This window comes from Paenibacillus profundus, assembly GCF_021369635.1.
GTDB lineage: Bacteria > Bacillota > Bacilli > Paenibacillales > Paenibacillaceae > Paenibacillus_B > Paenibacillus_B profundus.
On record NZ_JAJNBZ010000007.1, the window covers coordinates 78,679 to 91,105 of the forward strand.

The 12,427-nt window shown below is 46.4% G+C and carries 16 protein-coding genes; 10 read left to right on the forward strand and 6 right to left on the reverse strand.

Features of this window, described 5'->3' with window-relative positions; genetic code table 11:
• The first annotated feature begins 169 nt into the window (after positions 1 to 169).
• The 4 genes from LQV63_RS11570 to LQV63_RS11585 all read left to right on the forward strand — a co-directional run bounded on the left by LQV63_RS11570 (position 170) and on the right by LQV63_RS11585 (position 2,884).
• On the forward strand, positions 170 to 403 hold the full coding sequence (locus tag LQV63_RS11570; RefSeq protein ID WP_233696831.1) for a hypothetical protein: 234 nt from the start codon (positions 170 to 172) through the stop codon (positions 401 to 403).
• Positions 404 to 425: 22 nt separating this feature from the next.
• Positions 426 to 1,562, forward strand: a complete 1,137-nt coding sequence (locus tag LQV63_RS11575) for a GerAB/ArcD/ProY family transporter (protein ID WP_233696832.1) — start codon at positions 426 to 428, stop codon at positions 1,560 to 1,562.
• 103 nt (positions 1,563 to 1,665) lie between these two features.
• On the forward strand, positions 1,666 to 1,782 hold the full coding sequence (locus LQV63_RS11580) for a YjcZ family sporulation protein (RefSeq protein WP_233696833.1): 117 nt from the start codon (positions 1,666 to 1,668) through the stop codon (positions 1,780 to 1,782).
• Positions 1,783 to 1,936: 154 nt separating this feature from the next.
• Positions 1,937 to 2,884, forward strand: a complete 948-nt coding sequence (locus tag LQV63_RS11585; protein WP_233696834.1) for a Gfo/Idh/MocA family protein — start codon at positions 1,937 to 1,939, stop codon at positions 2,882 to 2,884.
• A gap of 192 nt (positions 2,885 to 3,076) precedes the next feature.
• On the opposite strand, the gene LQV63_RS11590 is transcribed toward LQV63_RS11585, so the two are convergent.
• Positions 3,077 to 3,379 (reverse strand): hypothetical protein, encoded by a 303-nt coding sequence (locus LQV63_RS11590; RefSeq protein ID WP_026011314.1) that lies wholly within the window; start codon positions 3,377 to 3,379, stop codon positions 3,077 to 3,079.
• A 135-nt stretch (positions 3,380 to 3,514) separates the two neighbouring features.
• Between LQV63_RS11590 and LQV63_RS11595 the strand changes: the two genes are divergently transcribed.
• A complete protein-coding gene (locus LQV63_RS11595) occupies positions 3,515 to 3,682 on the forward strand; it encodes a hypothetical protein (RefSeq protein WP_233696835.1) in 168 nt (55 codons plus the stop codon).
• A gap of 238 nt (positions 3,683 to 3,920) precedes the next feature.
• Here LQV63_RS11595 and LQV63_RS11600 read toward each other — a convergent pair whose 3' ends face one another.
• The 4 genes from LQV63_RS11600 to LQV63_RS11620 all read right to left on the reverse strand — a co-directional run bounded on the left by LQV63_RS11600 (position 3,921) and on the right by LQV63_RS11620 (position 5,723).
• On the reverse strand, positions 3,921 to 4,208 hold the full coding sequence (locus tag LQV63_RS11600; protein WP_233696836.1) for a Ger(x)C family spore germination C-terminal domain-containing protein: 288 nt from the start codon (positions 4,206 to 4,208) through the stop codon (positions 3,921 to 3,923).
• Positions 4,205 to 4,564, reverse strand: a complete 360-nt coding sequence (locus tag LQV63_RS11605) for a Ger(x)C family spore germination protein (RefSeq protein ID WP_233696837.1) — start codon at positions 4,562 to 4,564, stop codon at positions 4,205 to 4,207. The genes LQV63_RS11600 and LQV63_RS11605 overlap by 4 nt, the downstream gene beginning before the upstream one ends.
• A 71-nt stretch (positions 4,565 to 4,635) precedes the next feature.
• Positions 4,636 to 4,869, reverse strand: a complete 234-nt coding sequence (locus LQV63_RS11610) for a hypothetical protein (RefSeq protein WP_233696923.1) — start codon at positions 4,867 to 4,869, stop codon at positions 4,636 to 4,638.
• Between the two features lie 548 nt (positions 4,870 to 5,417).
• Positions 5,418 to 5,723: a hypothetical protein gene (locus LQV63_RS11620; protein ID WP_233696838.1), complete on the reverse strand. Its 306-nt coding sequence runs from the start codon at positions 5,721 to 5,723 to the stop codon at positions 5,418 to 5,420.
• A gap of 528 nt (positions 5,724 to 6,251) precedes the next feature.
• Between LQV63_RS11620 and rpoD the strand changes: the two genes are divergently transcribed.
• From rpoD to LQV63_RS11635, 3 genes are all read left to right on the forward strand, one after another.
• The gene (rpoD, locus tag LQV63_RS11625; RefSeq protein ID WP_036705433.1) at positions 6,252 to 7,124 is read left to right on the forward strand and encodes an RNA polymerase sigma factor RpoD; all 873 of its coding nucleotides are present in this window, start codon (positions 6,252 to 6,254) and stop codon (positions 7,122 to 7,124) included.
• 210 nt (positions 7,125 to 7,334) lie between these two features.
• The gene (locus LQV63_RS11630; RefSeq protein WP_233696839.1) at positions 7,335 to 8,294 is read left to right on the forward strand and encodes a ketopantoate reductase family protein; all 960 of its coding nucleotides are present in this window, start codon (positions 7,335 to 7,337) and stop codon (positions 8,292 to 8,294) included.
• 15 nt (positions 8,295 to 8,309) lie between these two features.
• A complete protein-coding gene (locus tag LQV63_RS11635) occupies positions 8,310 to 9,260 on the forward strand; it encodes an alpha/beta hydrolase (protein WP_019424021.1) in 951 nt (316 codons plus the stop codon).
• A gap of 185 nt (positions 9,261 to 9,445) precedes the next feature.
• Here the strand turns inward: LQV63_RS11635 and LQV63_RS11640 are convergent, their stop codons facing one another.
• Entirely contained in the window at positions 9,446 to 10,237 is a 792-nt protein-coding gene (locus LQV63_RS11640) for an ABC transporter ATP-binding protein (protein ID WP_233696840.1), read from the reverse strand.
• A gap of 43 nt (positions 10,238 to 10,280) precedes the next feature.
• On the opposite strand from LQV63_RS11640, the gene LQV63_RS11645 reads away from it, so the two are divergent.
• Together LQV63_RS11645 and LQV63_RS11650 are read left to right on the forward strand one after the other, a co-directional pair.
• On the forward strand, positions 10,281 to 10,565 hold the full coding sequence (locus LQV63_RS11645; RefSeq protein WP_233696841.1) for a hypothetical protein: 285 nt from the start codon (positions 10,281 to 10,283) through the stop codon (positions 10,563 to 10,565).
• A gap of 222 nt (positions 10,566 to 10,787) precedes the next feature.
• Complete coding sequence (locus tag LQV63_RS11650; RefSeq protein ID WP_233696918.1) at positions 10,788 to 12,362, forward strand: catalase; 1,575 nt, start codon at positions 10,788 to 10,790, stop codon at positions 12,360 to 12,362.
• The last annotated feature ends 65 nt before the right edge of the window (positions 12,363 to 12,427 follow it).

Here is a 12,427-nt window from a genome sequence, read left to right on the forward strand (position 1 = left end):
AAAAATGCATAAAACAGGCGAGCGCGAATGGGAAACTTCGTTCTTTTTTCATGATTCAGATTATTTTGGCCGGAAATAAGTTTAAAAAGAGGAGCGCCGTCCATAATTGAAATAGAGCGCATATCAAACACAATCTTTCCTTCATCGAGGAAATGGAGGAGCAGACTTCATGTTGGCAAGTATAGGGATACTATTGATTGTCTTCGTAATTATATCTATCGAAGTTCCTGCTCTGGTGAAGAACGGAACCAAGCAAGAACTGCGCGTATTTTGGGTGCTGCTTGCAATCGGAACGTCCCTTGGCATTGCATTAGGATTTAAGATCCATATTCCGAACCCGCTGGACTGGATTGCGGCAGTGTACAAGCCGGTAAGCAGCCTGATATCCAGTTTATTGCAATGAAAAATGAAAGGAGCAATGATAAATGCCAGCGGACGAAAATGTAAACATATCGGTACGTCAATTCACGATACTCGTGTTTCTATATTCGGTAGGGACTACGATATTGGTCATTCCTTCAATTCTGGCAGAAGTGGCCAAGCAGGATGCATGGATTGCCGCGGTTCTTGGTGTCGGACTAGCTTTGCTATTAGTAAGGTTGTATAGCGCTGTAGGGAATTTGTTTCCCGGTCTGACCTTGATTGAAACGAACGAGCAGCTGCTCGGAAAGTGGTGCGGCAAGGCTGCTTCGCTACTGCTCGTCTTCTTTGCATTGATTACCGCATCAGAATTGTTATATTTCATGGGGACTTTTATGACTACACAAATCATGCCGGAGACCCCAATCCAAGCCATAAATATTTTATTCGCGCTTGTCGTTATTATGGGGGTGCGTCTAGGCTTGGAAGTACTTGCTCGCTCAGCAGAATTACTGTTCCCATGTTTTGTTGCTTTATTTTTGGGTTTAATTCTATATATTTCCCCTCAGATTGAGATTCGCAACATCCAGCCTGTATTCGAAACGGGAATAAAGCCGTTAATCCATGCAACTTTACTATTTATAAGTGTATTTTCATTACCTGCTGTCTTGTTTTTAATGGTCTTTCCTGTATCGATCAATGAACCGCAAAAAGCTCAAAAGGCATTTTACATCGGTACTCTCCTGGCCGGAATCGTATTAATCCTTGTAATCGCATCATCTATATTGGTGCTTGGAGCGGATACTACGTCGCGGCAGATGTACCCCAGCTACGTATTGGCCAAAAAAATAAACATAGGCAATTTCTTGCAGCATATTGAAGTGATAGTCGCTATCATGTGGTTCATTACGATTTATTTGAAAATGGCCATATATTTTTATGTGGCGGTCAAAGGTCTGGCGCTAATATTGCATTTGAAAGAGTACCGGCCGCTTGTGATGCCAATGGGCCTGATTTTAGTTGCATTCTCCCTAATTATCCATCCCAACATCGTTCATTCCAATGTCTATAATAAGGAATCCTGGCTGCCGTTTGTTTCAACCTTCGGATTTGCGCTTCCGTTGCTTTTGCTGGCTGCGGCATCGTTTCAAAAAAAACAAAAGGTAACATCGTCAGACCAATGCTCCCAGGGGAGTGAATAAGACTGGGCATTGAAAAATATGCATATTAGGCAATTCACCGAGTCAAGGACAAGCGAAACAGTAATACAATACAACGTATCTTGCTGGAAGGGAGGATTAAGCCATGGGTGAATGTGTAGGCGGAGTTGGATTTGGCAGTTGCGGATCTCTCTTTACATCAACAGGCGTAATTTTGGTGCTCTTTATTCTATTGGTTATTGTATCGCGCTGCTTTATTTAACAGCTATGTACGAGCGGCAAGGTACGCCAGCCGTGTGATTATCAAGCGGGAAGAAGGAGGGGGCCCCCTCCTTGGCGGATACTCTCCAGCCTCGACTTGGTTCGTTTTCATTTGTTATACTACGGTTACCCTAACCAAACTAGGAGGAACCGTCATGAAGAAACGAATCGGGATTATCGGGCTGGGGGATATCGCTCAGAAGGCGTATCTCCCCGTACTGGGGAAGCATGAAGGAATCGATATCGCCGGCATTATGAGCAGAACGCCGTCTACGGTAGAGAAAATCGGACAACAGTACCGTATCTCTGGCAGGTGCACGGATGTGAACGAACTGCTGCAATTGGATCTGGATGCTGTATTCATACATACGCCGACCGACACTCATGAGAACGTGGTGACGACTTGTCTGGAACGAGGCGTACACGTCTACGTGGACAAGCCGCTGTCTTACGATATCAATGCTTCCGAGCGGATGGCGGAAGCTGCATTGAAGCATGATAGATTGTTGGCTGTTGGATTCAATAGGCGCTTTGCGCCGATGTATCAAGAGGCGCGGGACTGGATGGAAGAAGTCGGAGGATTCGATCTGTGCATTGTTCAAAAGCATCGGACCAGACAGCAATCGATGTCGGCAGATAAGACATTGTATGATGATCTGATTCATATGATTGATCTTCTGTTGTGGTGTGGAGCCAAGCCATACGAACTAGCGTCATATATGCAGGAACAGGATCAAGAGGGAAGACTGCTGCATGCTGCAGGGAGCGTGGCTTTTTCGCGTTCGATGGCGCTGTTCAGCATGAACCGGCGAGCTGGGGCGGATGTGGAGCGGCTGGAATTGCATGGAGGCGGGAGAACAGCAGAGATTACGAACCTGGAATCTGCGGTCTGGAACGATCGGAACAGCGGTCAGCAAATAAGACGATTCAGCAGTTGGGACACGATTGGCTATCGCCGCGGTTTTGAAGGCGTTGTGAATCATTTCCTGCAATCATTAGACAATCCGAAGCATTGTACGATCGCAGCCGACCGTGTGATGGACACGCATCAACTGATCGAGAAACTGATAGAAAGTTATAAAAATAGTCAGGGTACTATATAAGTTGAACTAATGAATTTCTTGATTAGCGTTTGATACAGCTTCGTTACTTATCTCAAGATTTTGGAGAGGCGATAATCCCTCCATTCGGCTCTTCCGATCACTCTCCCCTTCGGTCAGTCAACTAATTCCAAAAAATTACCGAACCGGGGGAGTGAGGCTCTGCCATGAAAATGAAGAGCACTCATTCCTCGGCTACAACAGGTTAAACCGTTCTAAATGGTCGTGCAGCCCGGCTTCAGCCAATATTTGCTGCTGCTTCGGTCCCATCAGGTCGAAATGGGGGAAAGGAGGACGATGATGAATGTACTTTGGGTTCAAGCCATGAGCTGCACACCACTCGGTCAAGCGTTGTAAATCACTGCAGCCTACCTTGGTTACGGTCTTGATGCCCGGAAAGCGATCGTCCAGCCAATAATGGGTCAAGTAGGCGAGTTCTCCCCGTTTTACGCGTTCTTTCCACACCGACAATTCTGTTCTTGTAATACCAAATGCCATAGCTTCATTCTTCTTTCTTATGAACGTAATCTCTTCTTATTATAACAAAGAATGCGCATCGAACATCTATGATTGCATCAATAAGCTTGTGTCATAACGGGTATCCTAGTGTCAATGAAAGAAAGGAGGATATCCATGCCTGGAAAGAAAAATGTTGAATCCGACAAGAAATTCGTCAAGGAAGAGGCTGCATTACAGGAGCAATGTGTTGCACCATCAATCGCTCAGGTTGATTCTCCCGCTGATTTACAACATGGGATCGTTGAAATCGCGGACAAGGACGAATATGTAGACGAACCATAACGGGATGAACCGGCTAAGCGTTCGGCTGTCGAAGATGCCTAATAAGGTTGAAAATGAAACAAATAGGGGTGGAGGGTGTCTGCTAAGAGAGCTGGCGATCGCCTTTGAATTCATGTCTCCAGAGACATTCTTAACCAAATGCCATGGATTCAAAAGCAACGAAAGCAGCCCCCCACCATGCATGTTTCCTTTTGACTTCATTTTGGTCTCATAAATTTAACCGCCTGCACGTTCGATTTTATTTTACGGCGCCCATACCAATTATTTTTACATTTACCTTCACATTAACCTCGGCGTCTTTGAACGCCTCGCCCCAGTTATCGCTTACCTTCAACCATTGCGGATATGCATATGCCCTTGCATACATGCCTAAGCCAGCAGGATCAATCTTTGCGTTTTGCAGATTGCGAATGAGCCGCTCGAACTTCTGCTGCAGCTGCTGGGCAATATCTTTCTCCAGGTTTTTCGTTTCTTTGCGCACGTCAAACGGAAACAGGTGCTCCATTAAATAGACACCCGTGTTCACTTCAACGTCAAATACAAACTTGCCATCGGCATTTTCAAGGTAAATGGAAATTCTCTACTCGTTTGGTGCTTCAGAATATACAACAGCTTCGTTTCGTCGGAGTCTATCGTAAATAAATACTGGGCATGTTTGTCCAGCAATGCTGTTCCGAGAATGATTATATCTTTTTCCTTACATAGAACCGTCATGCTTGGCGTGATGCCTTTTTCCTTCAACTGACGGTGGAATTCCTGCAAATTCGTCTTGGTCGTCTCGTTGCGGAAAACGGCTGTATCAATCAGATTGGACAGATGAAGCGGAAGCCGCGGCTTGTTGTTGGGGGAGAAATGAAGCACGTCGCTTAGGGGACCTTCCACCAAGGCTATTCTTGCGGTAACCGTACTCTTCGTATCCGGTAGAACGGGTCCAACAATGCCTCCCAGTTTCCTTACTGAGCCAAGCGCTTGCCGATGAGCAGTATCTGAGTCTTGCCAGCGGATGTGCTTCCGAGCGCAAGCTTGTCGAATTCTTCTCTGGAGCGCCGCAACGTAGAGGCGGTAACTTCGAACTCTTCTTCATTCGTTTTTGCTTCCTTGTTGAATACCGGACGATGACATGTAGTTGATTGCGGGCCATCACGTAGACGAGAACGACGAACAACAGCATAACCCAGGCCGTCCATGTTCTGGGCAGAAACCAGGCTGATCTTCAGCTCCCGGCTTGGAATATAGCGGCGCACAAGCGAAATGTTTTGTATTGCCGTTTCGACGAATCCCTGATGGGCTCCTTGATGGATGCTTCGATTTGCGGATCCTCGGCAACGAAAAACCGTTGTGGGATTTAGAGTCAAGGAGGGGACGGATGACATGTTGATTAATGGAATTCATATATACCAATCCCTCTAAATAAACCAGAACTACAGAAGGGCCGGCTATCAGCTCGAGGCTGCGAATAACCAGGTCCGGAGCGTGTGTAAATATTGTTTGCAGCCGTTCAACATTTATCTCGATTTGCTCATGTATCGTTCCGGCCTTACATGTCATGATTCTCATCCTTATGTTTGTTCATATGAGAGCAGTTTGTGTAAGAAACGCGTTTTTTATGCGGAAAATGGGGGATGACCCGTTGAAGCACCTTTCACTTCAATGGGCCTAGAGGTAATATCGAGTTCTCCATATTGATCCGCAGCCAGCTCTGCGTCGATGTATTCGAAATAATACCAAAGCTCAGTTACTTGCTCTTCTTGAGCTTGTTGATTTCCTCCGTAACGACGAACGCCAAGTCTTCGTTGCCAAATAAGGACAAGACGCCAAGCAATGTATCAAGGGGAATGTCTCCAGCTTCTTCCTTGGCAACCGTCAATTCCATCGCTTCTTGCAACGCATGATTTTCTCCTTGCTTCGGATAGGCGCGATGATATAACTCAGCGGGATCAAGGTCATGATTGATACACCACTGCGCGAACACAAGTATCATCATTTGTTCGTCTTGTTGGTAGTTTCGAATAATCTGTTCTTCGATTTCTTTCGTATTCATTGAGGATTCTCCTTGCAGCTAGTATTATGACTTCATTATAACGAAGGTTCAGGGAGGCGCACAATAAGAGAGGTACGTAGAGAACGATGAAATAACTTTAGGGATAGCTGAAAATAGATCGAAGGAGAATTTGAATATCATTCGTCAAAATAGATTAGATATCGGTGTAAAAGAGTTTCACCTCAACAATTGCTGTAGCACTCATTCATGTTGTACAATGACGAGTGTGCTCATGGATTCATCCGTAGCATCACAGAGAGGGTTGGTTTCTTATAATCCATATGTATTTAATGGGTTTACCTAAGAGTTTCATATGAACCAATTAGGCTTAACTTACGTAGAATAAAAAAAAACCTTCTGCAAATGCGAGAAGGTGAAATTTAGGTGTTGATTTAGGCCCGAAAAAATGATAGAATAACGGATGCTATAAAAATAAATATAATTAATCAAAATCATACCACATTATAGGATTTTTGTCAAATATATTTTCAGTGCTGCAAGTAGTATATAGGGGGGAACTGGATTGTGATGAACGACCAACAAGAATACGACCTAACACTGCCGCCGGGGATTAAATTGGATGACCCCGTGCGTATGTATTTGAAAGAGATTGGACGCGTTCCACTCCTATCCGCAGAGGACGAAATTGACCTGGCTTTACGGATCGCACAAGGAGATGAAGAAGCCAAGCAAAGACTGGCTGAAGCGAATTTGCGTCTCGTCGTCAGCATTGCGAGACGATACATTGGTCGCGGCATGATGCTCCTTGATCTGATTCAAGAGGGCAATATGGGCTTGATGAAGGCAGTGGACAAATTCGACTATACGAAGGGGTTCAAATTCAGCACGTATGCGACCTGGTGGATTCGTCAGGCGATTACGCGTTCCATTGCCGATCAAGCCAGAACGATCCGTATTCCGGTACACATGGTCGAGACGATCAACAAGCTCAATCGCATTACGAAGCAGTTGCTGCAGGAGCTTGGCCGTGAACCGCTGCCAGAAGAGATTGCTAAAGAAATGGAGCTAAGCACGGAGAAGGTACGGGAGATCATGAAAATCGGACAAGATCCGGTATCGATTGAAACACCGATCGGCGAAGAGAACGACTCGAATTTGGGAGACTTTATCGTGGATCGTGAAGCGCTGGCACCGGCGGATGCCGCTGCCTATGAGCTGTTGAAGGAGCAACTGAAAGATGTGTTGGACACATTGACCGAGCGCGAGGAGAACGTGCTGCGTCTTCGCTTCGGATTGGATGATGGGCGCACACGTACGCTGGAGGAAGTGGGCCACGTATTTGGCGTTACCCGGGAGCGGATTCGTCAGATCGAAGCGAAAGCGCTGCGCAAGCTGAGACATCCTAGCCGCAGCAAGCGATTGAAGGATTTCCTAGAATAATTACGAAGCTGCACTTTACTTATATTTTGATGGGAACACGCCTGAAGCGCGTGTTCCTTTATTCATGTGTACGGGTGGCGTCAATGTTGCCGAGGAAGATGTTTGCTCAAGCGCTTCACGAACTGTTGGATGACGGATTAGTCAACCGTACAAAACACAGCGGGAAGATGCTTCGGATACGGTCAGCTCCATCGATGAGGAGGAGTTAGCATGAAGATATTAGTAATAGGCGCAGGTGTAATCGGTACGGCTTATGCCTGGGTTATTCATGAAGCTGGCTATGACGTTACGTTATATGTTCGGCCACACAAGCTGGAAGCGATGAGAGAAGTACATATTTCTTGCCTTGACAAGCGAAGAAAAAAACCAGTGCAAATCAACACCATCTACCGGCCAAAGGTGACGGATCAATTTACTTCTGCTGACGGATACGACCTCATTCTCGTCTGTGTGAAATATAATCAGTTGGAATCCGTGCTGCCAATGCTATCGGAGGCTGCAGGTGAGGCCGATATTTTATTTTTCCAAAACATGTGGGAAATTAGGAAAAAGATCGAACCTTATCTTCGAGCTTCGCAATATTTTCTTGGTTTTCCGTCAGTAGGCGGAGGTAAAACAGAGAACAGGTTGGATTGTTTTCTCGAATCTAGCTTTGCCGTTCCGAATCTATTAGGTGAAGTCAATGGGGAAATAACACCGAGAGTGAAAGCAGCAGCGGCCATTTTCAAGCAAGCGGGATTTAAACCTGTAGTTTCAAAATATATGACCACTTGGCTCACTACACATTATGTGTGGGCAGCCTCATTTCTCGGCGGAGTCGTCAAGGCTGGGTCCGTAGAGGAATTTTCCCGTAATCCCGTATTCATTAAAGAGACTTATTTGGCCATGCGGGAAGGATTCCGGGTATGCCGACAAAAAGGGTTTGAGGTAAAGAAAGTTGCTCCTCAATCCTTGTACGATACACTGCCTTTGTTTCTGCTGACGATGGTTACCCGCAAGATGTTTCAACAAGAAGAAATGCAAAACATGTTGAAGGCTCATATCGCACATTCCCCAGATGAAATGCTCGGGATGTACTATGATGTACTCAACGACGGCCAAGCCAAAAACATAGAGATACCTTATTACATAGGCTTTAAAGACCATATCGACAAATATTTCACTCAATAAAGGAGGCGTTGACTGATGCCGCTCGATCATCAAACTCAAGCTTTTCTGGAGAAACTAAAAGGACAACCGCCGATTGAAAGTTTACCTCCTGCTATCGCAAGAGAGCTTCAACGACAAATGGGAATGCAAGCCGAATTATTGTCCGCAAAAGAAAAAATCCAGGTTGGAGCAGTTTCCGATCTTACAATTCAGGGTGCACATGGGGAAGTTCCGATAAGGATATATACACCAGCAATTGAGGGACCTCACCCCGTATTCGTCTATTATCATGGGGGAGGTTGGGTGCTTGGCGATCTGGACCGCTTTGATGATATTTGTCGCCGGGTAACGAAATCTTCTAACTGTGCCGTCGTGTCTGTAGATTATCCGCTTTCCCCTGAGAACAAATTCCCGACTGCAGTAGAAGCTGCCTACACAGCGGCGCAGTGGGTCTTTGACAATGCGGAACAGCTTCAACTCGATCCGAACCGTCTAGCGGTTGGGGGAGACAGTTCTGGAGGTAACTTGGCGGCAGTTGTCACTCATTTGGCCAAAGAAAGAAAAACGCTCAAAATTGCTTATCAAGTCCTGATCTATCCAGTAACCGATGCGTCTATGCAAACCGCTACATACAGGGAATTTGCCGAGGGCTATTTTTTGACCCGAGATCAAATGACATGGTTCTTTGACAACTACTTAAACAGTCATGAAGAAGAAGCAACGAATCCATGGGTCTCGCCTCTTTTATTTACTGATTTTACCGGCTTGCCGCCTGCGCTTGTCATTACTGCTGAATTCGATCCTCTGCGGGAGGAAAGTGAAGCCTACGCTGAGCGGATGAAGGAGGCCGGTGTGCCTGTCGTTTTGCATCGTTATGAAGGCACGATTCATCCGTTTGTCAGTTTTGCCGACGAAATCGATAAAGGAATAGAAGCAATAGAGGAAGTAGCTGATTCGCTGCGTACATTTTTCGGAGTTAATCGTTAATTGCTTGCACTACCCTTGTTGAGAACTTAAAAATGAAGTGAAAAGGAAACAAGAATGGTAGGAGTACCCGCTCCGTCGCTGTTGATTCCAAGTCATTGGGATGAGACTGCGCGGGGATGACTTGGATTCAAAGGCGATCGCCAGGTCTCTCCAGCGGATACCCTCTACCTCGATTTGTTTCGTTTTCAATCCTCCAAATGCGGGACCCGGACATACACGCGCTGACGATGCTTCTCTACTACCACGGGAGCTTCAAAGAAATCACTCAATGTAGCTGCCTCCATAATCCGTTCCGTTGCATCGCTATGGATGACCTCACCCTGCCGCAGCAACAGTGTGTGGCTGAACACAGGGAGAATTTCTTCGGTATGGTGGGTTACATAGAGTAATGTAGGTGTCTGTTCCTGCTGCGTCAGCTCATGAATACTGTCGAGTAGTCTTTCACGCGAGAACAGATCCAGCCCATTGCACGGTTCATCGAGAATCAAAATTTGAGGGTCGGCCATCAACGCCCGGGCAATCAGCACCTTCTGCTTCTCACCTTGCGAACAGGTCCTGAACTCGCGATCCCATAAGTGACCGCAGCCGAGTGTGCGCATCAGCGCTTCGGCACGGCTTGTGTCTTCTTCTGACAATCGTTCATATAAGCCGATGGTGGCATATTTCCCGCTAATGACGACGAACTGGGTCTTATCGGATCCATATAGCTTCTCCTGCAGGGAAGAGCTGACCCATCCGATGGACTTGCGAAGATCGCGCAAATCAACTTGGCCAAAACGATGGCCCAAGACGGATACAGTTCCTTGAGTCGGCCATATATATCCGTTGATCATATTAAGAAGCGTCGTTTTCCCCGAACCGTTCAGCCCAAGCAGCGCCCAATGCTCTTGGAGCCCGACTTTCCAGCTGACATTCTTCAGCAATACATCCTTGCCATTTTTCCAATATACTCCCTGCATATCTATTACATGGTTCATCTTTCCTGACCTCTTTCTTATTGCATCAATTATCGGATAATGCATGTGTGTCTCTGACGGCGCCGCAGTCTATTCCATCTATCATAAAGAAGGTCCAGCAGTCTGTCGATATGAAAAGTGCTCATTGGAGCAAGAATTCGATCTGCAAGAGGTCGTTAACCGCTTCCGGCAGTGGACCTCGTCATTGCTCTTGTATGGGTTCGAGGAGCCGCTTGCGATGCATGAGACGGAAGGCCGAGTGCTTCAATATTTTATTTGCGAATCAACGTTCCTATCTTTCAGCAAAAAAAGTTTGCACAATTCTAACGGGAGAGAATCAGCAGTATAGTGTGTTGTGGGGTCAATACACCGTTACAAAGAACGGAGATATTGAACAGTGAATAATTCATTTCATATTACTTCAAAATAACACATGTCCCTACATTTACCATTTGCATGTCGTAAGGAGGATGAAGTGATGGACGATGAGAAGATGAACACAAATGAAAAAGAAAATGCGCTGGAACATGGCACTTCGGTAACGGGTGCCGGGGACGCACTCGATAAGCGCATGGCGGTAGGAGAAGAAGCATCTACCCTGACGACCCGTCAAGGCCATCCTGTGAAAAATAACCAGAACATACGGACGGTGGGGAACCGGGGACCTGCAACGCTTGAGAATTACCAATTCATCGAAAAAATTACACACTTTGATCGTGAACGTGTTCCTGAGCGGGTGGTCCACGCACGAGGCACGGGTGCGCATGGGTACTTTGAAGCTTACGGAAAAGTCGGGGATGAGCCGGCTTCCAAGTATACTCGAGCGAAATTGTTTCAGGAGGCGGGTAAAAAAACACCTGTCTTTGTCCGCTTCTCAACGGTAATTCACGGTGGCCATTCCCCTGAAACGTTACGCGACCCGCGGGGCTTCGCAGTCAAGTTTTACACGGAGGACGGAAACTGGGACCTGGTCGGCAACAATCTTAAAATATTTTTCATTCGTGACGCGATCAAATTTCCGGATATGATTCATGCCTTCAAACCGGATCCGATCACGAATATTCAAGACGGTGAACGATTTTTCGACTTCTGCTGCAACTCGCCTGAGACGGTCCACATGGTCACATTCGTATACTCGCCATGGGGGATCCCGGCTAACTATCGACAGATGCAAGGGTCCGGTGTGAATACATACAAGTGGGTGGACAAAGAAGGACACGCCGTTCTCGTTAAATACCATTGGGAGCCGAAGCAGGGGATTAAAAATTTGACGCAAGCGGAAGCTGAAGAAATTCAAGGTAAAAACTTTAATCACGCCACACAAGATCTATATGAAGCGATTGAGCGCGGAGAATATCCCGAGTGGGAGCTGTTCGTACAAATATTGAGTGACGATGAGCATCCTGAGCTTGATTTCGATCCATTGGATGACACGAAAATATGGCCGAAAGATGAGATCCCGTGGTTGCCAGTTGGACGAATGGTATTGAATAAAAACCCGGGAAATTATTTTGCCGAGGTCGAGCAGGCTGCCTTTGGCACCGGAGTTCTTGTGGACGGCATGGATTTCTCGGATGATAAAATGCTGCAGGGGCGCACACTTTCTTACTCGGATACCCAGCGCTACCGTGTTGGTGCGAATTATTTGCAGCTGCCGATAAATGCGCCGAAGAAACGTGTGGCTACCAATCAACGTGACGGGCAAATGGCCTATTATGTGGATGCCGCTCCAGGCCAAAATCCGCATATTAACTATGAGCCATCTTCATTGAATGGATTGAAAGAGGCGCCGAAAACAGATAACGAGTACACGCCGCATGTAGAAGGGAAATTAGTTCGCGAAAGCATCGACCGAACGAATGATTTTAAGCAAGCAGGTGAAACCTATCGGGCATTTGATGACTTCGAGCGCGATGATCTCATCTTAAATCTCGTGAACACCTTAAAAACGTGCAATTCCCATATCCAGGAGCGGATGGTCGAGTTATTTACGAAATGTGATGAAGAGTATGGGTGTCGAGTAGCTGAAGGACTGCAGCAATATGCGAATCAAGGTACGGCCAATCACGGCCCGATTGGCTCTGCGGATACAGGCGAAGCTGTCAAGGAAGCCGAGCGCAAAGGGCATCAGACAGATTCGTATTAAAATAGGAAGAAACGATATGACTTCGACGAAGCTGTTCATCCCGGCAGTAGTGAATGATTTTGGTT

What these genes read in the sequence shown, in the direction of transcription:
- LQV63_RS11645 (WP_233696841.1), top strand. Translation starts at nt 10,281, where the DNA reads ATGTGTGTCTCTGACGGCGCCGCAGTCTATTCCATCTATCATAAAGAA.
- LQV63_RS11620 (WP_233696838.1), bottom strand. Translation starts at nt 5,723, where the DNA reads ATGAATACGAAAGAAATCGAAGAACAGATTATTCGAAACTACCAACAA.
- LQV63_RS11630 (WP_233696839.1), top strand. Translation starts at nt 7,335, where the DNA reads ATGAAGATATTAGTAATAGGCGCAGGTGTAATCGGTACGGCTTATGCC.
- LQV63_RS11650 (WP_233696918.1), top strand. Translation starts at nt 10,788, where the DNA reads ATGGCGGTAGGAGAAGAAGCATCTACCCTGACGACCCGTCAAGGCCAT.
- LQV63_RS11580 (WP_233696833.1), top strand. Translation starts at nt 1,666, where the DNA reads ATGGGTGAATGTGTAGGCGGAGTTGGATTTGGCAGTTGCGGATCTCTC.
- LQV63_RS11610 (WP_233696923.1), bottom strand. Translation starts at nt 4,869, where the DNA reads ATGGACGGCCTGGGTTATGCTGTTGTTCGTCGTTCTCGTCTACGTGAT.
- LQV63_RS11575 (WP_233696832.1), top strand. Translation starts at nt 426, where the DNA reads ATGCCAGCGGACGAAAATGTAAACATATCGGTACGTCAATTCACGATA.
- LQV63_RS11585 (WP_233696834.1), top strand. Translation starts at nt 1,937, where the DNA reads ATGAAGAAACGAATCGGGATTATCGGGCTGGGGGATATCGCTCAGAAG.
- LQV63_RS11570 (WP_233696831.1), top strand. Translation starts at nt 170, where the DNA reads ATGTTGGCAAGTATAGGGATACTATTGATTGTCTTCGTAATTATATCT.
- LQV63_RS11590 (WP_026011314.1), bottom strand. Translation starts at nt 3,379, where the DNA reads ATGGCATTTGGTATTACAAGAACAGAATTGTCGGTGTGGAAAGAACGC.
- LQV63_RS11640 (WP_233696840.1), bottom strand. Translation starts at nt 10,237, where the DNA reads ATGAACCATGTAATAGATATGCAGGGAGTATATTGGAAAAATGGCAAG.
- LQV63_RS11595 (WP_233696835.1), top strand. Translation starts at nt 3,515, where the DNA reads ATGCCTGGAAAGAAAAATGTTGAATCCGACAAGAAATTCGTCAAGGAA.
- rpoD (WP_036705433.1), top strand. Translation starts at nt 6,252, where the DNA reads ATGAACGACCAACAAGAATACGACCTAACACTGCCGCCGGGGATTAAA.
- LQV63_RS11635 (WP_019424021.1), top strand. Translation starts at nt 8,310, where the DNA reads ATGCCGCTCGATCATCAAACTCAAGCTTTTCTGGAGAAACTAAAAGGA.